The following is a 20940-nucleotide window of genomic DNA, read 5'->3' as shown; positions in this document are numbered from 1 at the left end:
TGTTTTATACGTCAAATTTCTCACGTATAAAACAGCTCGGTCTGTTATTTACTTATTTTCACGAAGCCCTATTCTCTGCACATTATTCACCGCGTTCAATTACTAGTTAGCTGGACTTCTTTCTTATCTTCATTTTCTTCTATTTCCGCTTCTTCTATATTCACAAAAGGTTGATCAGCAACGGTCACTAGCTCGCCGCCACAAACTTGGCGAACAACGGTTACGAGCTCTGGAAAATCGGGAAATTTTCCGTATAACGTTTTTAAAGGAAGTGCGCCTTTGCACACCTTACTGTTATGTGGTTCATATCCTTTGAGCGTGTCAAGCAATAATTGTTCGCCATTTTCAGTCAATTTGATGTAGGTGTTTCTTTTATCATTTTCTCTTTTGGACAAATGCAGATATCCTTGATTTTCTAATTTTTTCGAAAAATTAAATGCTGTAGAGATATGCATAGCTCCTAAATTAGCTAACTCTGACATAGAGATTTCTCCCGTGCTGCTAGCCAAACATAAAATATGATGCTCATTTACATTCAGACCATAAGGTTTCACCCATTGCTCCCAGTCATCTTCCGCAGCTCTCCAGATGGCTTTACTTACCTGCATTAATTTGAATCCAAACAATGATGCATCTTTTATTGTGTATTCACTTTCTTGTTTCGACATACTATCATTCCTTATTTGTAGGCTATTGTAAGTTAGTTTATTTTTAAAGCGTGTAAAAACATTTTTATTTCATCTAATTTATCAGCATACCTACAAAATCAGACGAAAAAATACACGTGCAGTTTAATTTATCAGTTTTATTCCACAATATCTCTGCAATTCTGAAGAAATGTCTACCAACTAAAAAGAGTTGCTTACCTTATTTTTATTAAAAAAAGTAATACGCGTCTTTTTAATTACTAATAGATGATGCGGATTCTAAGTGAGCAAATGCTTGTTCTAAGTCTGCAATTAGATCTTCCGTATCTTCAATTCCTACAGATATACGAACCAGTCCTTCGGATATTCCAAGAGCTTTACGTTCTTCAAGCGTACATTCTACGTGACTAGTCGTTCTTGCCGGGCCGTAAATCGTTTCAACCGCTCCTAGATTACCGGCTTTATTTGCATACGTTAACCTTGGCAGCAAAATTTTAATAGCTTCCATTTCTCCTTTTAAAACAAAGCTTAATATTCCGCCAAAGCCTTTCATTTGTTTTTTGGCAATATGATGATGAGGGTGTGTTTCCAATCCAGGATAATAGACGGCTTCAACAGCTTCTTTCTTTTGAAGAAATTTAGCAATTACCAAAGCGCTTCGCTCTTGTTGACGTATACGTAATTTTAACGTTTTCATTCCTCTTAAAATAAGATACGCTGACATGGGATCCATGGTCGCGCCATTGATCTCACGGTAGTGATACACATGCTGCATTAATTCTTTAGAGCCGCATACTACCCCTCCTAAGGCATCCGCATGTCCGCTTAAAAATTTTGTGGCGCTGTGAATGACAAGATCTACCCCTAATTGAAGAGGGTTTTGATTAATGGGTGTCGCAAACGTATTATCAATAATGACCACTGCCCCTACTGCTTTTCCTGCTTTTGCTATTCTTTCAATATCAATAATTTTCATCGTAGGATTTGTAGGTGACTCTAAATATAGCACTTTACACCCTTTATTTACTTCCGCTTCAATTTCTTCATGATTCCCCGTATTGCATAAGGTTACATCCACTCCGATGTTAGGAAGGAACTCAGTGAAGATTTTATTTGTTCCCCCATATGTATCTTTTACTGATACGACGCGGTCTCCGGGTTTTGAAAACGTGTACAATGTGCTGCTAATAGCCGCCATGCCGGAGGAAAATGCGACCGCTTCTTCTGCTTCTTCAAGTACCCTTACTTTTTCTTCAAAAGCTTTAACCGTAGGATTACTCATGCGATTATACGTATAGCCTGGTTTGTTTCCTAACGCAACTTCTTGCCATTCGTCTACGTCATCATAATTATAAGCTACGCTGAAGACGACAGGAACTTGAGTGGCATTGTAAGCAAGCGATTCTTTTTCTCCTGCCCATACCGCTTTTGTTCCGTCTTGTACATTTCTAAACTGTTTGTCTGTCATTCACTCATCACCTCTGATTTTATTAATTAGATAATGATTAGATTATATATTGTATACAATATACTGTATATAGTACAGAATAATCTGATAATAAAACAGCCATATTTACCTTATTAAATTTAAAGAGGTTGAGATATAACGAAATAAATCCAATCAACTGCTAGAAGTACTTAAACAATCGAACCTACGCTTACCATAACAAAAAAAACGAACCGCTAATCAAAAATCTTGATCAGTGGTTCATTTTTTACTTCGTCTAAAATACTTTTGTCCCAGCCTCTTTTTTTATTCGGCTTTCACTAAAATTTTCACCTGTTCTTTTTCTTTTAACAATGTCTCAAAACCTTTTTCAATCACCTGTTCTAGTTTAATACGTTTTGTCACCAGTTTATCAGCAGAAAAATAGCCTTTTGCCATTAAACTAATAACCGCAGGAAATACATCGCGGTAGCCAATAATACCTGTTACTGTACGCTCTTGTAAAACGATTGTTTGGGGATGAATGGACGCTTCTTTTTCAAATCATGCCATCTGAATGCTTTTATTCTACTCAGCTCCTATCCTTATTTAAAAATTTAAAACAGCTACAAACTTTAAGCTTACAAATTGAATTTTTTTAATCTGTTATAAAATGTACTTCTTGGTATATCTAACAGCTTAGCGGCAAGTGACACATTTCCCTGGGTTTTACGTAAAGCATCCATCATCAAGTCTTTTTGAACTTTTTCACGAAATGTGAGTGCGGATAGGGACGTAAAATCGTTTTCTTCTATTTCTTGTGAAGTATCAGAGTGAGAGATGTTCCTCTGACCACCAAGGTTTAAAGAACTCAAATAACTCAATATTGTCTCTTTTTCTGAGTCCGTGTTTAGCGAAATCTTCAAGCGCTCAAGTACATTAAATAATTCTCGAATGTTTCCCGGCCACTGGTAATCTATCAATTTATCTACTAGTTCCTTGGGGAAATTCATATTCCAATCATTCGTTTGACAAAAGTACCGCATAAGATGTGGAATATCTTCTTTTCTTTCCCGTAAAGGCGGAACATACACGGGATACACGTGAAGCCGGTAATATAAATCTTCTCGAAACTTCCCTTCACTGACAAGCTGACGAAGATCTCGATGAGTAGCGGTAATAATCCGGATGTCTACCGGAATTTCCTGATTGCTTCCCACAGGCGTGACCTTGCGCTCTTGCAATACTCTTAGTAAAGAAATCTGCATAGAATGAGGAAGCTCACCTATTTCATCAAGAAAAATCGTACCGTGATTAGCCTGCTCAAACTTTCCTTGGTATCCTTGACGCCGTGCTCCTGTAAAGGCTCCTTCTGCATAGCCAAATAATTCACTTTCCATAAGTTCCTTCGGAATGGCACCACAATTAAGAGCAATAAAAGGCCCGTTTTTACGCGAGCTGTTTTCATGAATGGTTTGAGCCACTACTTCTTTTCCAGTACCTGTTTCCCCTAAAATATAGACTGTTGTATCCGTAGGAGCCGCCTGCTTTATTTCTTCTAATGTTCGCTGAAAGGATCGGCTTATGCCTGCTTCTCCTTTAAAACAAAATGATTGAGCAGAGATCTGTTTAGTTGTTTGGTTATGAGTCGTTTCTTCTGATAAGTAAACAATCTTTCCAATAGAATGACCGTGTCTTTTTGAAATTACAGGCACTTCCATTACTATACGAAATCCCTGTTTTACAATCGTATTCAACTGCAAGCCTGACCATTTTGGTATACATTCCCGAACGGTTTTACTTGCTCCTACAATCACTTCTTTGTAATTGCAAAGCAGCAAGAGCTGTTTGCTATCAACAAAATTCATAGAAGCATGAACCAACTCAATTTCGTCTTTGTGCATTCGAATGCTTAATTCCCGTTCGATTGTATACGCGATGGATGTAACCATTCCAAGCATATAAGGATGAGCTCTGTTTACAGGACAGGAAATATTAATAATCCCAATTACATTTCCGTCGTCATTTCGAACAGGCGCTGCCGAACAGCTCCATTGATGCGAAGCAATCGAATAATGTTCTGTACCCGTTATCATAATGGGCTCTTCCGTTTGCAGAGCCGTACCGATTGCATTTGTGCCTACTTCTTTTTCTGTCCAACAAGCACCTTCCACAAAATTAATTTTTCTTGCTTCATTCAGTGTAAGTCTATTTCCTGTAATAGATAAAATATAGCCTTCTGGGTCAATTAATAGAGCAACCATTCCTAAATCCGCCGCTGATTGTCTGATTCTTTCTAAGTGCGGCAACGCCGTTTCAAGAAATAAAGAATTCATTTGTTTTCGAGAATGAAAATCTTCGTTTTTTAAAATTGATCTGCCTTTATCTAGGTAAGGATTAACATCTGCGCTTTTACAGCGGTGCCACGATTTTACAATGATGTCGTTTAACCTTGAAGATTCAAGTGCTCCTTCGTTTACAAAACGTTTCCATGTGTTTAAAGAAAGTGTGGATTCCATTTCTTACCTCTCCCCTATAAACTTAATTGAATATAGTAAATCAAGGCTTGTTACTATTATTATAAATCACAAAGAAAACGTTATCATTACCAAAGAGAGATTCTTAAACTTTCGTTATGTAAAAATTAATAGAAAAACTAGACGAGGATGCAGGAAAAATCCTATCTCTCTTACATGATTCCTTCATCCTCTAGTTTATCTTTTTAAACCCTGCATTTTTATTTTTCATTCTTAAAGGGCTTAATTACTTAGGGCATTGGTATAGTTAAGAGTGAACGGCCTGACCCGCTGACTGCAAAAGAGCTTCGTGAATGGCTTCAGATAATGTAGGATGGGCAGCGATAAAGTCTTCCATTATATCTGTGGTCAACTCTCCGTGCATCATAATGGTTCCTTGTCCAATTAATTCTGTAGCATGTGCACCTACAATGGATAGCCCAATAATTTCATTAAACTGCGGTTCTACGATTACTTTCACTTTTCCAACCGGATCATTTGCAATCATCGCTTTGCCGTTTGCCGTAAACGAGAATTCTCCCACGCGAATATCGCCGTATTCGCTTCGAGCCTGCTTTTCTGTCATACCGACACTTGCAATTTCAGGGTGAGTATAAATGCAGCGTGGTACAGCTCGATAATTTACGCTCTTATCTTTTCCGCATGCGTGCAAAGCAGCAACTGTGCCTTCATGAAAGGCGACATGAGCAAGCTGAATTCCGCCAACTACATCTCCACAAGCATAGATGTTAGGTATATTCGTTTGCATATGCTCATTAACATCAATTCCTTGTTTTGAAAAATGTACGCCAACCTGTTCTAAACCCAAACCTAGCACTCTAGGTTTTCTTCCAATTGAAATTAATGCATACTCAGCTTGCAGTTCATGCAGCTCTTCTTTATGTTTAAATAGAGCTTTTTTGTTTTCAGGCTGCATTTCTGTTAGCGAAGCGGAGGTATAAATTGCTACGCCTTTTTTCTCTAACTCTTCCTGTAACGTAAATGCGATATCAGCATCTTCACCAGGAAGCAGCTGGTCTGCTGCTTCCACAATCGTTACTTTTGCACCCATTTGACTGTAAATGCTTGCAAATTCACACCCAATTACCCCTCCTCCTACTATTAAAAGAGATGAAGGGATAGCAGGCAGCGACATTGCTTGTCCACTGTGAATGATCCACTTTCCATCAAACGGAGCAAATGGCAGGCTAGCAGGTTCTGAACCCGCAGCAATAATAAACTGTTCAGCCTCTACCTCTTCTACTTGATTTTCATTTCGCACGGCTAGACGATGATTTGTCAAAAAGGAAGCTTCTCCTTTCATGACTTTAATACTGTTCTTTCTCATCAAATAGCCAATTCCCTGCACTAGTTTTTTAACAATAGCTGTTTTATGATGCTGAACGCCATCCCAGTTAATTTTCACTTGTTCTAAAGGAAGAGTGATGCCGAATTGCTCAGCTTGCTTGATTTTCTCGTAGGCTTCCGCGCTTGCTAATAATGACTTTGTTGGCATACAGCCCTCATTTAAACATGTTCCACCTAAATCTTTTTGTTCGATTAACGTAACTTGTTTTCCTTGCCGGGCGGCAGTGATTGCCGCCACATATCCTGCAGGACCGCCGCCAATGACAACTAAAGGTTTCACGGAATGCACCACCTTTCTATAAGAGTAGTAAAATAGGTTGCTCTAAGTATTGTTTAATAGTTCCAAGGAAATTAGCTGCAGGTGCCCCGTCCAGTACCCGATGATCAAACGTCAGGCTTAAAGGCAGCAAGCTTCTTCTTTGTAATTCGTCTCCTTGATACATTGGTACATCTTCAGTAGCTCCAACACCAAGAATTCCTGTTTCAGGCGGATTTAATACAGGTGTAAAATACTCTACTCCGTAAGCACCCAGATTAGTAATAGTGAATGTAGAACCTTGCATTCTATCAGTGCTCAGCTGACCTTGCCGAGCATCCCCTGCTCGTGTTTTAATCTCTGCAGCTAATTCAACTAACGACATCTTTTCAGCATGCTGCATAACAGGAACAACTAATCCATTTTCTAAAGCCACGGCCATTCCAAGATGAACATGGTTATAGAGATGAATTTCGTTATCGATATAGGCACTGTTCATTTGCTTGTGTTCTTGAAGTGAAAGAACAACAGCCCGAGCAATAAAATCGGTTAGAGAGATTTTTACCTTATGGCGTTGCTGGGTCACTTCTTTAATTTCTTGTTGAAGAGACAGCAAGTCCGTCACGTCAGCTCTCATATTAATCGTTAATTGAGCACTGTTTAATAAGCTATTATGCATTCGGCCTGCAATGACCTTCCTCATGCCCGCTACTGGAAGCGTTTCTTTGTTTATAGCGGGGTTATCTCTTTCTGCCGGTGGGTGACTCGCTTCTGCAGCTCTTTCCGCCAGCACTTTCTCTACATCCGCTTTTGTGATTCTTCCTTTAGGTCCCGTGCCTTTAATCGTCTCAATATCAATGTTTTCAGATTCGGCTATTTTCCGTGCAATTGGTGAAATGCGCACAGCTTCTTTGCTCTTCTTTGACGAAGCTGCGTTTGCTGGTGGCTCTTCTAAAGAAATAGTAGCCGCTACCTCATTTTTGGGAGCCTGAAGCTCATTTGCTGAACGGTTCTGCTCAGTAAGCTGCTCGTTTGGATTTCCAACATAACAGATAATCGTTCCAGGAGGCACACCTACATCTTCTTGTACAAGGATATCAAGAATCACACCGTCCTGCGGAGCTTCAATTTCCATTTCGATTTTTTCAGAATTAATGCTTGCAATCATATCTCCTTTTGAAACGGAGTCTCCAACTTTTTTATTCCATGTCGAAACGGTTCCTTCTTTCATTGCCATACCTAGTTTTGGCATTACAACCTCTGCAGCCATTTGCTTCCTCCTCCTTTTTTAAAATTACACGCTTAGAAGCGATTTATCTCCTAGCAACTCCGATACAACTTCAATTACTTTTTGTGGTGTCGGCAGATAAATATCTTCTAATGGAGGAGAAAATGGTACAGGTGTATGTGGTGCTGTAATTCGTTTAATAGGTGCATCAAGCATGTCAAATCCTTTATCGGCAACTAGCGCAGCAATATCTGTTGCTATGCTGCATCTTGGATTGGCTTCGTCAATGACAATTAATCGATTTGTTTTTTCTACAGATGAAAGAATGGTCTCTTCGTCAAAAGGTGATAAACTTCGCGGATCGACTACTTCTACGTCAATTCCTTTGTGAGATAATTGCTCAGCTGCCGTAAGCGCAGTATTTACTTGTTTTCCAATCGCTACAATGGTTAAATCCGTTCCTTCGCGTTTTACATCCGCTTTTCCTAACGGAATCGTATAGTAGCCTTCAGGAACCTCTCCTTTCATGTTGTACAATGTTTTGTCTTCAAAAAAGATAACCGGATCATTGTCTTCAATTGCTGCTAACAATAATCCTTTGGCATCGTAAGGGGTAGAAGGCACCACTACTTTAATGCCAGGAATGCTAGTGAACAAAGCATACAAGCTCTGAGAATGCTGAGCTGCAGCCCTAAACCCTGCTCCATGAGTCGTTCGAATCGTGACGGGCACTTCAGCTTTTCCTCCAAACATATATCTAAATTTTGCGCCTTGATTCAGCACTTGATCTAAACAACAGCCAATAAAGTCATTAAACATTAATTCTGCAACCGGTCTTAACCCTGTGGCTGCCGCTCCCATTGCAGCTCCTATATAAGCTGCTTCTGAAATAGGCGTATCAAGAATTCGTTCACGTCCAAATTCTTGTACAAGCCCCTTTGTCACTCCAAGGACCCCGCCCCAAGCCTCATCATCTTGCAGGTGGTCAATTTCCGCTCCACCAGCTACATCTTCTCCCAGCAGAATCACATTCTCATCTTTTCGCATCGCTAGTTTCATTGCTTCATTGATAGCTTCAGACATACTTAATTTTCTAGTCATCTTCTTTTCCCCCTTTAATTAGTAAGATACATAAACATCTGTTAATAGTTCGGAAGCATCAGGATAATCGCTTGTTTCTGCTAGCTCAACTGCGCGTTTTACTGCTTTTTCTACATCACCATCAATATCTCTAAGCTCTTTTTCTGTTACTACTTGTTCTGAAAGCAAGTAATTTTCAAAAAGAGCGATCGCATCTTTTTCCTGAAGATGTTCTTTCTTTTCACTTCCTGATTTATACGTTTGTGCGTCGCCTTCGAAATGCCCGTAATTTCGATACGTTACACATTCAATTAACGTTGGGCCTTCCCCTCTGCGCGCTCGTTGAATCGCTTCTGCAGCTGCTTCATAAACAGCCATCACGTCTTTTCCATCCACTCGTACCCCAGGAATGTTGTAAGATGCGGCACGGTCTGCAATCGTGCTGCAGCTTGAAGCATAAGAAAATGGAGTTGCCTCTCCGTAGCCATTATTCTCAGCAACAAAAACAACAGGCAGTTTCCAAATCGCTGCTAAGTTAATTCCTTCATGAAAAGTTCCTTCATTGCCCGCTCCGTCTCCAAAAAAGCAAACGCTTACATCTTTTGTTTTTTTATACTTAGCAGTTAAAGCAGAACCGCATGCAAGCGGAAATCCTCCTCCTACAATTCCATTTGCTCCTAAAATTCCTTTATCTAAATCCGCGATATGCATAGATCCACCTTTTCCTTTGCCTAACCCGGTTACCTTCCCAAATAGTTCAGCCATCATGCCATCTAAATCGCCGCCTTTAGCAATACAATGACCGTGTCCCCGATGAGTGCTCGTAATACTGTCACTGTCATTAAGATGAGCGCACATTCCAACCGCTACCGCTTCTTCACCTGCATACAGATGAACAAAACCAGGCAGTACACCTTTTGCAAAAATTTGATGTACTTCATCTTCAAACTTTCGAATTTCTACCATTTTCTGATACATCCAGCTGGCTTTTTCTTTCGTAAGCTTTTCTGTTTTATTTTGAGCAGTTTTCATTATGGTAAGCCTCCTCATTTGATTATCAAACTTCACTTAACTACTCTTGCAAGTACCGTGCCAACATTAAAATCGCTTTATACTAGCAATCTATTGTTTTATTTTACTTTTTGAAGTTAGACAAAATTGGACACTGTTCCAACTTTGTCTAACTTTGTCCAATCTTAGAGGAATCAATTATGTAAACTGGATTTAAGGTGCATAATAAGCGTGTGGGTTGAAAATTACATTGAATAATTAGCAAGAAAGCTTTTATGTAAATATGATATAATGCTGAAGGAATCGTCTTCATTTTGAAGAACACCAAAGCTTTTAAAGGAGGTTGGTTAAAGTAAAACGGATTTTATAGAAGTTTTACCGTAAAGTTGGATGTAAATTAAACGATGAAAGATGAGGTGAAAACCTGGACAACATCCAAAGTTCTCGTCACTAGATGACATATCGCCAGGTTACTGTTATGCACAATGCAATTCAACACATTACAAGTTTTCATGTATACGCAGCCATTATTATATTTATCATTACATATTTTTTGATTATGACCGAAAAGATCAATCGCGCTTCAGCAGCTCTTTTAGGTGCTATATTGATGATTCTGTTAGGTATTGTTGACTTTAATAAGGCCATTATGGAGCACATTCAATGGGAAACGATTGTCCTTCTTATGGGTATGATGATTTTAGTCGGCATCACAAACAAAACAGGCGTGTTTCAATACGCAGCTATCAAGTCTGCTAAAATCGCTAAAGGTGATCCGGTTCGAATTCTAGTTATTTTATCGATTTTAACAGGTGTCGGATCCGCTTTTTTAGACAATGTAACAACGGTGTTGTTAATTGTTCCGGTTACATTTTCAATCACTACTATCTTAAATATTAACCCTTTTCCATTTCTTATTTCAGAAGTGCTGTTTTCAAATATTGGAGGAACAGCAACTTTAATAGGAGATCCACCGAATATCATGATTGGGGCAGCGAATCCTCATCTTGATTTTAACGCTTTTTTATTAAATTTAGCTCCTGCAGTACTAATTATCGGTGTTGTTACACTAGGAATTCTTGTTCTTATTTATCGTAAAAAATTAAAAGTAGAAGATAGTAAAAAACAAGAGCTAATGAGTTTAAATGAAAAAGATTATATTCAAGATTCCGCTTTAATGAAAAAATCGTTAACGGTATTAGTATTAACGATTCTAGGTTTTACCCTGCACTCCGTTTTACATATCGATGCGGCTATGGTAGCCATTACGGGTGCAGCTGTATTATTGGTAATTGGATTAAGAACCCATGATGAAGTAGAAAGTGCGTTTGATTCTGTTGAATGGACAACGATTATTTTCTTTGCTGGTTTATTTATTCTTGTCGGAGGATTAATCGATGTAGGCATTATTAAAAAGCTGGCTGCCGGCGCGTTGAACGTTACAGACGGCAATATTGCACTGTCAGCTTATCTGATTTTGTGGATTAGCGGAATTGCATCAGCTGTTATTGACAACATTCCTTTTGTTGCTACAATGATTCCGCTTATTCAAGATATGGCTCACGGAATGGGAATGAGCCCTGATTCTGCTCAAATCAGTGTACTATGGTGGTCACTGGCTCTAGGAGCATGTTTGGGAGGAAACGGTACGTTAATTGGAGCATCTGCCAACGTCATTGTAGCTGGCATGGCTGTAAAAAAAGGACATAAATTTTCATTTATGGATTTCTTAAAAATTGGAGCTCCAATCACACTCGTATCTCTTTTGATTTCAACGTTATATATCTTCCTTCGCTATCTTTTATTTCTGTAAGGGAGAGAAATTAAAATCTATACGAACAGTAAAAAAGACTTCTCAGCTGAGAAGTCTTTTTTGCTCTAGATATATGCGCTCAGGCAGCCCAGATGAAGTTGATAATAAAAGCGGCGCTAATGATGTACATAATCCAGTGAATTTCCTTCGCCTTGCCTGCTAACAGTTTAACGAATGTATAAGATAAAAACCCTAGAGCTAAGCCTTCGCCAATACTAAACGTTAACGGCATCAAAATAATGGTACAAAAAGCAGGTACAGCATCTGTTATCTCATCTAAAGGAATGTTTTTTATTTCCGTTAACATGAGAGCTCCAACCATAATTAAAATAGGGGCTGTAGCAAAAGAAGGAATAATGCTAATTAATGGCGTAAATAAAAGACTCACTAAAAACAATATGGCAACGACCAGTGCTTTAAGGCCCGTTTTGCCTCCTTCTGCAATTCCCGCAGCATTTTCTACATACGCGTTCATTGCGGTAGATCCCATAGCAGCACTGGCTACAGTCGCAAGAGAATCTGCCATAAGCGCTTTATCTAACCCTTTAATTTCTCCTTTTTCATCCATTAGTCCAGCTTTTTTAGATAATCCAATCATCGATCCTAAATTATCAAATAGCTCCACAAGCGTAAATGAAAAAATAATAGAGAAAAGACCGTAATGGAGAGCAGATTTAATATCCATTTGTAAAAAAGTTTCTGACATGCTTGGCATTGAAAACGACACAACGCTGCTGATGCTTTTAGGTGCTTCTACTATGCCCAGCGCCATCCCTGCAATTGATACTAGTAAAATACTAATCAAAGCAGCTCCTTTAATTTTTCGAGCAGTTAATACAGTTACCGCGATGAAACCTAATAAAGCGAGTAATGGGCCCGGTTTTGTAAGCTGACCAAGGGCTACTAAATTTTCTTTGTTGCTTACAATAATTCCAGCTTGCTTAAAACCGATAAAAGCAATAAATAGACCGATTCCAACAGAAATAGCACTTTTTAAAATAGTGGGTATCCCTTCAATAATCTTCTTGCGTAAACCTGTTATTGTTAAAATAAAAAATACAACCCCTGAAATAAATACGGCTCCTAAACCTGTTTGCCACGTCAACCCTTCACCCAATACCACTGTATACGTAAAAAAAGCGTTTAGCCCCATTCCTGGCGCAACTGCAATAGGCATGTTCGCCCACAATGCAAACAAAAGAGTTGCAAACACAGTGGCAAAAATCGTAGCCGCAATTGCTGCTTCTTTTGGAATACCTGCATCTGCTAAAATCGTCGGATTAACAAAGATAATATAGCTCATCGTCACAAAAGTAGTAATTCCCGCAAGAATTTCTGTTTTTACATCTGTTTTGCGTTCGGTTAAATGAAACAGCTTATCTAACCATGAAGGGTTGGGTGCTGAGTTTTTTGTTAGTTCCATATGATGAACTTCCATTTTTTCATTCATCGCCACTTGTTTTTCACTCCTTTAATGATCGATTGGATTTTTTTAACTAGTTTTTACAGCCGCTTTATCAACAAGTGTATATTCAGTCATTTCCCCACTCCTTTTTTATGAAAATATGTATAAAAAGAGCCGTGAAAACAGAAGGAAACTCTTCTATCTTCACGGCTCTTTGCTTCTGTAAACAGAAGATAAGCATCCGTCTTTTACGTTTTTTGCAAAACAAACGATTTCATCGAACGTTTTGCCATTTATATAGAGAAGTTATTTAAAGCAAATAACCGTACAAGAATTCTCAGTAACAGGATCATAATCTCTAAATAAAGAAGTGACCTGGATATCAAATAAAAGCTCCACTTTTTGCTTTAGCATTTTTTTATATTTAGTCGACAAAGCGGCATCAAGAGACATCACTAATTCTCTGTATTCTTCACTGAGGGCTTCTAGTGCCGGCATTCTTTTTGATTGAGCTAGAATAAGAATTTTATTATCAATAATATCTATTTTTTGAGTATTCACGCCTACATTAAAAATCTCTTGGCTAATTTGAGTATACAAAGTAGCTATCTTCTTTTTAGAGATCGGCTCCATATGCTTCACCTTTTTCGTTGTTAAAAATGTGTTTTGCTATATTGTTTTTACTTGATTATCGTCCTTTGACCAGCTGCCGATAAATTCAGGCTCATTATAGTCAAAGAAATTGGTTAAATTCTCATGGCGGTTATCAATAAAAAGCTGATTAGCGACTTCTGATACGAGCTTCGGTATCGCATATTTTAGACCTGAAAGAGCGGAAGCAGAAATTCCACAGCTAATTAAAGCGGAATAATTAAAAGCAAAAAGGCCATATACCATTTTTTGACCTTCCCCATCGCGATTTGAAAAAGCAAAGCCATTACTAAGATAAGGGTGGGCATCCAATACTGGATTGGCGATTTCATGTGGTGCTTTGTAATGATCGCTCCAGCGAGCGATGTGTTTTTCAACAAGGCGTAATTCTGGACGAAGAGCCGGATCTGTTAGAAGCCCTGTGCTAATAATTAAATAGTCAAATGTAAAGATTCCCTGAGGAGTTGTGACAACTGCTTTGTTCTGTTTTTCTTCGACATCCAGCCACGGTGCATGTACGTGTAAATGAAAACCCGGCCATGAGGAAGCGCGTCCAAATGTATCATTCGTAGGTGGCTGGTTGTATTCGAAAAAATGAGCCATCACTTCATATTTTTCAGCATCTGACAAAGCGTGGAAACGTTCAATCATTCCTGAAGCTTCCATTTGTCTGATTGGGTTAATACGCGGAAGTTCTTTTCGGCGAACAAATACATGAGCTTCAGCAACCCCTTCAGAAAGCGCATAGTTGGCGTTATCAAACGCGGAAGCTCCTCCTCCTAAAACAGCTACTTTTTTGTTCTTCAACGTAGTAAAATCAATGGTTTGGGAAGTGTGAGAATAAAGGTGAGGTGGCAACTTTTCAGAAACCATAGGCGGGACGTGCCACTCTCCTCCTCCTTGAATTCCTGTAGCTAGTATAACTTTACGTGCCATCAGTGTAGGACACGAAGCTCCATTCCCTTCAATATGCAAACGATGAATACCTGTTTCTCCCGGCTCAATTAACGTTAATTTTATTTCATTTGCCACAGGGAGGTTAAGAATGCTCCGATACCAGCGCAAATAATTCATCCAGTCTCCTCTTGGAATTTTGTCAAGAGCTTCCCATCCTCCTGAGCCAAATTGTGCTTCCCACCACGCTTGAAACGTCAGTGAAGGAATTCCTAAATCGATAGATGTTAAGTTTTTTGGTGTTCTCAGCGTAATCATTCGCGCATACGTTTCCCACGGCCCTTCTAAACCCGAACGGTTTTCATCAATAACAAGAATATTCGACACGCGTTCTCGCAGCAAACCAAAAGCCGTTCCTAAACCGCTTTGACCTCCTCCAATAATGATTACATCATATACGTGTCCGCTCTTAGGGATGATTGGCCTTGCTTCTGTTGGTTTCCTGAAGGAAAGGTAAGACAGATCGGTTTCTACTCTTTTATTTAAAGCTTCTAAGCTCATTGTTATCTCTCCTTTCAATAAAGTTTCTTTCTAATAAAAGTTTATTTTAAACCTTACACAAAATGATAGGTTTTATAACATCGTTTAATTTATATTTATATTATCACTTTTGGAATATGATTGTATCTCCATTCTCTCTAAAGTTTTTTTTGCAAATTGTATAAAATCACTAATATAATTTTTTTATATCTTATGTATGGAAGCATATTTACATCGTTTAAAAGGAAAAAACCATTACAAAGTTTAAGGAAGAAAGCTTTTCTGACATAAATTTTAAGGTAAACATGTGCGAGTTTGTGACAGTTATTTGTTAATTACGCTCTACTACTTGACTATCGTATTCATCAAATCTATAGTCATAATTAGTAACTCAGCAAAGGGAGTCAACGTATGAGAAATTTATTTAAAATAACAGCTATATTTACAACGATTGTTATGTTTATTTTAATGATTGCCGGCAGTCTGGTCACAACCACAGGATCTGGATTAGGATGTGGAAATGAGTGGCCACTGTGCAACGGGCAGTTAATACCCGAATACGCGGTAGCAACAATGATTGAATATACGCATCGTTTGATTACCGCATTTGCAGGTCTTCTTGTTTTAGCATTTTCTATTTGGGCTTGGATTCGTTATCGCAGAAACCGTGAAGTGAAAATTTTAGCGATTATGAGTATTGCATTTATCGTTATCGAGTCATTACTCGGGGCTTCAGCAGTTATCTGGCCTCAGTCAGCTGAGGCGCTAGCACTGCATTTCGGTCTTTCGCTTATTGCGTTTACCGGTGTATTTTTACTTTCCATCTTTGTTATTCAAAAGGACCGTTCGGACCATTTTATTAAAGGAGCGGTTACAGGCAAATTTAGATGGCTCGCATGGTTTACGCTTATATTTACCTACTGCGATATTTATTTAGGTGCATATGTACGTCACAAAGGTGCAAGCTTAGCATGTACAAGCTTTCCTGCTTGTTATGGCAACACTCTTATTCCAAAGCTATCAGGAACAACAGGCATTCACTTTGCCCACCGATTTGCTGCTCTTGTGCTGTTTGTTCTTATCATTTGGATTATGGTATCTGCCATTAAACAGTATAAAGAAACCCGCCGTGATATTTACTATGCGTCCATCATTGCAGTTGCTTTAACCGTTGCTCAAATATTTAGCGGTATCTTTGTTGTCATGTCTCGTTTAAATGTCTTTGCTACACTGTCTCACTCAGCATTTATTACAGCGTTATTCGCTACGCTTAGCTACATTTGTGTACAGACTTTAAAAGGTAAAAGACGATAAAACAAAAAAAACAAGTGCAGTTCATAACTGCACTTGTTTTTTTTTGAGTTAAGCTAGTTCTATCCCGCCTGTAATCCCGTAAACTTGAGCTGTTACGTAGCTTGCATCCGTTGAAGCTAAAAATACGTATACATTTGCTAACTCTACCGGCTGACCAGCACGCTGCAAAGGTGTATCTTGTCCAAAGCCTGGAATAGCGTCGCTTGGCTGCCCTCCAGAAATTTGCAGCGGTGTCCAGATAGGTCCTGGAGCAACTGAGTTGACGCGAATACCTTTTGAAGCTAATTGCTTGGCTAGTCCGCGAGTGAATCCGTTAATGGCAAACTTTGTAGCTGCATAATCTAATAAATTAGGACTTGGGCTATAGCCTTGTACAGAACTTGTGGTAATAATAGAAGCACCTGCTGGTAAATAAGGCAGCGCTGCTTTTACGGTCCAATATAAAGAGAATACATTTACTTCAAAGGTTTTGCGCAGTTGGTCCGTTTCTAAATCAGCAAGATCTTCTACTGCCTGCTGTTTACCTGCTACGAGCGCTAAAACGTCTAATCCATCTAATTCCTTATAAGCTTTTTCTACTAGCTCCTTGCAAAAAGATTCTTCGCCTACATCACCAGGTATGAGTACTGCTTTTCTTCCTTCCGCTTCAATAAGCTTTTGTACTTCTTCTGCATCAGCTTGCTCTTGTGGCAAGTAATTAAGCGCAACGTCCGCTCCTTCTCTTGCATAAGCGATAGCTGCTGCTCGGCCAATACCTGAATCTCCACCTGTTACAAGAGCTTTTCTGCCTTTTAATTTACCTGCACCTATGTAACTGTTCTCCCCGCAGTCTGGGATGACGTTCATTTCTTTTTGTACACCAGGCGGTTCTTGATACTGTTTTGGATAGTCTTCATGGAAATATTGAGTTAATGGATTATTTAACTTTGACATATTCGTCACTCCTTTATAAATCAACCTTAACCAACTAAGGAAAAGTTTTCTATATGCTTGTTCTTCCCCTCTTCTTCTTTAATAAACATGTTTAATGTGCTCTACTATTCTCACCTTTCTTTCATTGCCATTCCCCTTCAATCAACAGCTAGAAACAGCTGCATACATGAAAACTACATTCACCATCACAATAAAAAATCCGAACGAGTCAAATTCTCCCTTAAGAATCTTGACTCCTTGTTCGGATCTTCTTTTAACTAAAATACGTTTATCCCCCCTCTTTAAATAAAGGGTGAGAGCTTTGTATTTTGTTGTGTACAACAAGTTTTATTTCTCGTCTGTGTCTGCTACTCTGTTAGTTCTACTTGTAAAGGCTTTGATTCCTCTTCAGCTTCTTTAGGAGTGCGAACGATTAACACATCACATTTTGCATAGCGCAAAATATGCTGAGATACACTTCCGATTAAGATACGCTCTACCGCGTTTAACCCGGTTGCACCGCATACAATTAAATCAACGTGCTTATCGGGAGCAATTTTTTTAGATATTTTTGTTTTAGGAGAACCGTGTTCAATTAATGTCTCGACTTTCGTTACTCCAGCCTTAATGGCTAGGTTACTATAATTGGTTAAAAGTTCTTCAGCAAATTTCTCTGCATCTTGAAAGCGTGTATCCGTATAAAATGCATAAGGTGATGGACTTAACGCCTGTATGTCGATAACGTGACAAATTATCAAATGAGCGTTATTTTTTTTGGCACTGTTAACTGCTTTTTTGAATGCCCACTCCGCTTCTACAGAACCGTCTACTGCTACGAGGATGTTACGATAAGCCATATTCATCATAATCTCTCCTTTAACATTCGTTTATAAAGAACTTTCTTTGCTACACTTTTATTGTACTTCTTGCGCAAGCGAAAGTATGTGATTTTTATCACAAGTTATAGAAATTAATAAAAAATGGAGCCGCGCACATCGTACACGGCTCCATTTTTATTGAACTTGAGAGTTAAAAGTCATTATCCAAATAGATCCTGCTACAATCGTAATAACAAAAACGATTCCAAGTATTAAAGCCATCACATTATAACGAGGCTTCTCTCCGTCTTTAATATGCATAAAGAAAAACAATTGAACAAAAAATTGAAGCACGGCCATTCCTAGAATGCTAGCTAGTAATATATTTTTAGCAAGTACGTGGTTTAATACCAGCAGTAGAGGAATAACGGTTAAAATAAGTGAGAAAATAAATCCGGTTGTATAAGCTTTTAACGACCCATGGTTCTCCACCTACATCACCCCCATTAAATACACAACCGTATAAAGGAAGATCCAGACAGCATCAAGAAAATGCCAGTATAAGCTGATAATCGTCACTTTTCGTTTTGTTACAGAGGTAATTCCGTATCGTTTTAACTGGATTGTAATTGAAATCATCCAAATGATGCCAGCCGAAACGTGCAGCCCGTGTGTACTAACTAGTGTATAGAAAGCCGTAAAAAATGCGCTTGTGGAAATGGTTGCTCCTTCGTGAACCATAGTTTGAAATTCATGAATTTCAAGGCCAACAAAGCATACACCTAAAAGCAGCGTTACGATCAGCCAGCCAATTAAAGGCTTTATTTTTCCTTTGTGCATGCTCAATACAGCTAATCCGCTCGTAAAGCTGCTCGTTAATAAGATAAACGTTTCAGAAACAAATCCTGGAACTTCAAAAAATTCCTTTCCCGTAAGGCCTCCCGCAGTATGATTAACAAGAACAGCATACGTAGCAAATAATGCTCCAAATAAGATGCAGTCCGTTACGAGGAAAAGCCAAAAACCCATAACTTTGATTTCTTCATCATGTTCATGATGATGTTCTTCGTGGTGCGCTGTCGCATATGCCATGTTACCCGACCCTCCCTACTGAATCTTCTGTATGTCGAATTTCATCCACGGGAATATAATAGTCCGAGTTGTATTGAAAAGAACGGGCTAGTAAACAAGCTCCTACTCCTGTCAAACCGAATATCGCTACCCATACCCAGTGGAACGTTAAGCCAAAACCAGCAATGAACCAGAAAACCGACATGATAAATGGAATACCTGAATTCTTAGGCATATGAATTGGAGAAAAAGCCGCTCCTTCCTTCGCTTTTCTCTTTTTTCTTTCTTCTTTTATCGTCCACCACGCATCTTGCCCGGTTACTGTTGGAATCACTGCAAAATTGTAGTGCGGCGGCGGTGAAGGAATGGACCATTCTAATGTACGGCCATTCCAAGGATCTCCTGTTACATCTCGTTCTCCGTACTTAATGCTATGAAGAATCTGCCATGCTTGAAAGATAAACCCTATGCCCATGAAGAAGGCTCCCACTGTAGAGATAACGTTCAACGGTCCCCATCCCATGTCAAAATCGTACGTATAAATACGGCGTGTCATTCCCATAAATCCTAATGCATATTGAGGCATGAAGCATACGTAAAAACCAATATTCCACGTCCAAAACGCCCATTTACCAAGACGGTCATTTAGTTTAAAGCCAAACATTTTTGGCCACCAATAGTACAAACCTGCAAAAAAGCCGAATACAACGCCTCCGATTAATACTTGGTGAAAGTGTGCAACTAAAAAATAGCTATTATGATACTGATAGTCTGCGGGAGCTGCTGAAAGCATAACACCGGTTGCTCCTCCTACAACAAAGCACGGGATAAAAGCAATTGTCCATAGCATTGGCTGAGTCATTTGAATACGGCCGCGGAACATCGTAAATAACCAGTTAAACACTTTAACACCCGTTGGAATTCCGATAGCCATCGTCGTAATAGCAAAAAACACATTCACATTAGCCCCTGCACCCATCGTAAAGAAATGATGTACCCATGTAAAATACGATAGAACGCTAATAATCATCATTGAAAAAACCATAGATTTATAGCCAAATATCTTCTTTTGAGAAAACGTTGCAACGATTTCAGAAAAAATGCCGAATGCAGGAAGTACAACGATATACACTTCAGGATGTCCCCACATCCAAATTAAGTTAATGTACATCATTGGATTTCCTCCGCCGGTCATGGTAAATAAGTGTCCGTCAAAGAAGCGGTCAATAAACAATAAAGCAAGCGTTACGGTTAATACAGGAAACGCGAAAATGATAATAATACAGCTTGCTAGAACAGACCATGTAAATAGCGGCATATGCATAAGTTTCATACCGGGCGCACGCATTTTTAAAATGGTCATAATGAAATTAATTCCAGAAGCCAAGCTGCCAATACCTGATATTTGAATGCCCCAAATATAAAAATCTTGACCTGGTCCAGGACTGAACTGCATGCCAGAAAGCGGCGGATAACTTAGCCACCCTGCATCTGGCGAGCCTCCGATTACAAACGACAAATTGAAAAGCATGGCGCCAAAGAAAAATAGCCAAAAGCTTACCGCGTTTAAAAAAGGATAGGCGACATCTCTTGCTCCAATTTGAAGCGGCACAACGATATTAAAGAAAGCAAACATAAGCGGCATTGCCATAAATAGAATCATAATGGTTCCGTGCGTAGTGAAAATTTCATTGTAATGATTAGAATCTAGAAAATGCCACTGGGGAAATGCTAGCTGCATACGCATTAATAATGCATCTACTCCGCCTCGAAACAGCATTAACAATGAAGAAAGCATATACATGATTCCAATTTTTTTATGATCCACCGATGTGAGCCACTCACGCCATAGCCACTTCCACTTTTTAAGATACGTAAGAACAAAAATAATACCGGCTAGTGTTAACAAAATGGCGACATCTGCTCCGTAAATCATCGGCTCCCCTGTCACAAAAAAATGAGATGAAAAATCTTTTAATTTGTCTAACAA

Annotated in this window: 17 protein-coding genes and 1 pseudogene; 2 read left to right on the top strand and 16 right to left on the bottom strand. The window is 39.0% G+C overall.

Features of this window, described 5'->3' with window-relative positions:
* Nucleotides 1–95: 95 nt before the first annotated feature.
* From U9R83_RS09265 to U9R83_RS09230, 8 genes and pseudogenes are all read right to left on the bottom strand, one after another.
* Nucleotides 96–668, bottom strand: coding sequence for an HTH-type transcriptional regulator Hpr (locus U9R83_RS09265; RefSeq protein ID WP_042992172.1), 573 nt, complete (start codon nucleotides 666–668; stop codon nucleotides 96–98).
* Between the two features lie 232 nt (nucleotides 669–900).
* Nucleotides 901–2115, bottom strand: coding sequence for a cystathionine gamma-synthase family protein (locus tag U9R83_RS09260; protein ID WP_243549153.1), 1215 nt, complete (start codon nucleotides 2113–2115; stop codon nucleotides 901–903).
* Nucleotides 2116–2400: 285 nt separating this feature from the next.
* Nucleotides 2401–2637 (bottom strand): annotated as a pseudogene (locus U9R83_RS09255) (butanediol dehydrogenase); the annotation flags it as partial.
* Between the two features lie 77 nt (nucleotides 2638–2714).
* Complete coding sequence (locus U9R83_RS09250; protein WP_209368930.1) at nucleotides 2715–4592, bottom strand: sigma-54-dependent Fis family transcriptional regulator; 1878 nt, start codon at nucleotides 4590–4592, stop codon at nucleotides 2715–2717.
* Between the two features lie 265 nt (nucleotides 4593–4857).
* Nucleotides 4858–6237, bottom strand: coding sequence for a dihydrolipoyl dehydrogenase (gene lpdA, locus U9R83_RS09245; protein ID WP_014460542.1), 1380 nt, complete (start codon nucleotides 6235–6237; stop codon nucleotides 4858–4860).
* A gap of 16 nt (nucleotides 6238–6253) precedes the next feature.
* Nucleotides 6254–7483: a dihydrolipoamide acetyltransferase family protein gene (locus U9R83_RS09240; RefSeq protein ID WP_014460543.1), complete on the bottom strand. Its 1230-nt coding sequence runs from the start codon at nucleotides 7481–7483 to the stop codon at nucleotides 6254–6256.
* A 24-nt stretch (nucleotides 7484–7507) separates the two neighbouring features.
* On the bottom strand, nucleotides 7508–8542 hold the full coding sequence (locus U9R83_RS09235) for an alpha-ketoacid dehydrogenase subunit beta (protein WP_042992173.1): 1035 nt from the start codon (nucleotides 8540–8542) through the stop codon (nucleotides 7508–7510).
* 18 nt (nucleotides 8543–8560) lie between these two features.
* Nucleotides 8561–9553 (bottom strand): thiamine pyrophosphate-dependent dehydrogenase E1 component subunit alpha, encoded by a 993-nt coding sequence (locus U9R83_RS09230; protein WP_049164126.1) that lies wholly within the window; start codon nucleotides 9551–9553, stop codon nucleotides 8561–8563.
* Nucleotides 9554–10010: 457 nt separating this feature from the next.
* Between U9R83_RS09230 and U9R83_RS09225 the strand changes: the two genes are divergently transcribed.
* A complete protein-coding gene (locus U9R83_RS09225; protein WP_014460545.1) occupies nucleotides 10011–11345 on the top strand; it encodes an ArsB/NhaD family transporter in 1335 nt (444 codons plus the stop codon).
* 79 nt (nucleotides 11346–11424) lie between these two features.
* On the opposite strand, the gene U9R83_RS09220 is transcribed toward U9R83_RS09225, so the two are convergent.
* From U9R83_RS09220 to U9R83_RS09210, 3 genes are all read right to left on the bottom strand, one after another.
* Nucleotides 11425–12801 (bottom strand): NCS2 family permease, encoded by a 1377-nt coding sequence (locus tag U9R83_RS09220; protein ID WP_243549151.1) that lies wholly within the window; start codon nucleotides 12799–12801, stop codon nucleotides 11425–11427.
* A gap of 255 nt (nucleotides 12802–13056) precedes the next feature.
* Nucleotides 13057–13383 carry a Na-translocating system protein MpsC family protein gene (locus U9R83_RS09215; RefSeq protein WP_013056580.1) on the bottom strand — a complete coding sequence of 109 codons (327 nt, stop codon included), beginning with the start codon at nucleotides 13381–13383 and terminating at the stop codon, nucleotides 13057–13059.
* A 36-nt stretch (nucleotides 13384–13419) separates the two neighbouring features.
* Entirely contained in the window at nucleotides 13420–14856 is a 1437-nt protein-coding gene (locus U9R83_RS09210; RefSeq protein ID WP_226556195.1) for an NAD(P)-binding domain-containing protein, read from the bottom strand.
* A gap of 390 nt (nucleotides 14857–15246) precedes the next feature.
* Between U9R83_RS09210 and U9R83_RS09205 the strand changes: the two genes are divergently transcribed.
* A complete protein-coding gene (locus U9R83_RS09205) occupies nucleotides 15247–16149 on the top strand; it encodes a COX15/CtaA family protein (RefSeq protein WP_098999848.1) in 903 nt (300 codons plus the stop codon).
* A gap of 48 nt (nucleotides 16150–16197) precedes the next feature.
* Here the strand turns inward: U9R83_RS09205 and U9R83_RS09200 are convergent, their stop codons facing one another.
* From U9R83_RS09200 to qoxB, 5 genes are all read right to left on the bottom strand, one after another.
* The gene (locus U9R83_RS09200; protein WP_209368916.1) at nucleotides 16198–17082 is read right to left on the bottom strand and encodes an SDR family oxidoreductase; all 885 of its coding nucleotides are present in this window, start codon (nucleotides 17080–17082) and stop codon (nucleotides 16198–16200) included.
* A gap of 347 nt (nucleotides 17083–17429) precedes the next feature.
* Nucleotides 17430–17924, bottom strand: coding sequence for a universal stress protein (locus tag U9R83_RS09195; RefSeq protein WP_026106550.1), 495 nt, complete (start codon nucleotides 17922–17924; stop codon nucleotides 17430–17432).
* 150 nt (nucleotides 17925–18074) lie between these two features.
* Nucleotides 18075–18371 carry a cytochrome o ubiquinol oxidase subunit IV gene (gene cyoD / locus U9R83_RS09190; protein ID WP_140450717.1) on the bottom strand — a complete coding sequence of 99 codons (297 nt, stop codon included), beginning with the start codon at nucleotides 18369–18371 and terminating at the stop codon, nucleotides 18075–18077.
* Entirely contained in the window at nucleotides 18372–18971 is a 600-nt protein-coding gene (gene cyoC, locus U9R83_RS09185; protein WP_243549149.1) for a cytochrome o ubiquinol oxidase subunit III, read from the bottom strand.
* Nucleotide 18972: 1 nt separating this feature from the next.
* Complete coding sequence (gene qoxB, locus U9R83_RS09180; RefSeq protein WP_243549146.1) at nucleotides 18973–20940, bottom strand: cytochrome aa3 quinol oxidase subunit I; 1968 nt, start codon at nucleotides 20938–20940, stop codon at nucleotides 18973–18975.

Origin of the sequence: Priestia sp. LL-8, assembly GCF_036227845.1 — a bacterium.
Classification (GTDB): Bacteria; Bacillota; Bacilli; order Bacillales; family Bacillaceae_H; genus Priestia; species Priestia zanthoxyli.
This window is presented reverse-complemented; position numbering and strand designations above follow the sequence as displayed.

Bases quoted from the DNA above. Each gene is read 5' to 3' on its own strand.
- U9R83_RS09210 (WP_226556195.1), bottom strand. From the start codon at position 14,856: ATGAGCTTAGAAGCTTTAAATAAAAGAGTAGAAACCGATCTGTCTTAC.
- U9R83_RS09235 (WP_042992173.1), bottom strand. From the start codon at position 8,542: ATGACTAGAAAATTAAGTATGTCTGAAGCTATCAATGAAGCAATGAAA.
- U9R83_RS09240 (WP_014460543.1), bottom strand. From the start codon at position 7,483: ATGGCTGCAGAGGTTGTAATGCCAAAACTAGGTATGGCAATGAAAGAA.
- U9R83_RS09195 (WP_026106550.1), bottom strand. From the start codon at position 17,924: ATGAATATGGCTTATCGTAACATCCTCGTAGCAGTAGACGGTTCTGTA.
- U9R83_RS09215 (WP_013056580.1), bottom strand. From the start codon at position 13,383: ATGGAGCCGATCTCTAAAAAGAAGATAGCTACTTTGTATACTCAAATT.
- U9R83_RS09230 (WP_049164126.1), bottom strand. From the start codon at position 9,553: ATGAAAACTGCTCAAAATAAAACAGAAAAGCTTACGAAAGAAAAAGCC.
- cyoC (WP_243549149.1), bottom strand. From the start codon at position 18,971: ATGGCATATGCGACAGCGCACCACGAAGAACATCATCATGAACATGAT.
- U9R83_RS09205 (WP_098999848.1), top strand. From the start codon at position 15,247: ATGAGAAATTTATTTAAAATAACAGCTATATTTACAACGATTGTTATG.
- U9R83_RS09260 (WP_243549153.1), bottom strand. From the start codon at position 2,115: ATGACAGACAAACAGTTTAGAAATGTACAAGACGGAACAAAAGCGGTA.
- U9R83_RS09225 (WP_014460545.1), top strand. From the start codon at position 10,011: ATGCACAATGCAATTCAACACATTACAAGTTTTCATGTATACGCAGCC.
- U9R83_RS09250 (WP_209368930.1), bottom strand. From the start codon at position 4,592: ATGGAATCCACACTTTCTTTAAACACATGGAAACGTTTTGTAAACGAA.
- U9R83_RS09200 (WP_209368916.1), bottom strand. From the start codon at position 17,082: ATGTCAAAGTTAAATAATCCATTAACTCAATATTTCCATGAAGACTAT.
- U9R83_RS09265 (WP_042992172.1), bottom strand. From the start codon at position 668: ATGTCGAAACAAGAAAGTGAATACACAATAAAAGATGCATCATTGTTT.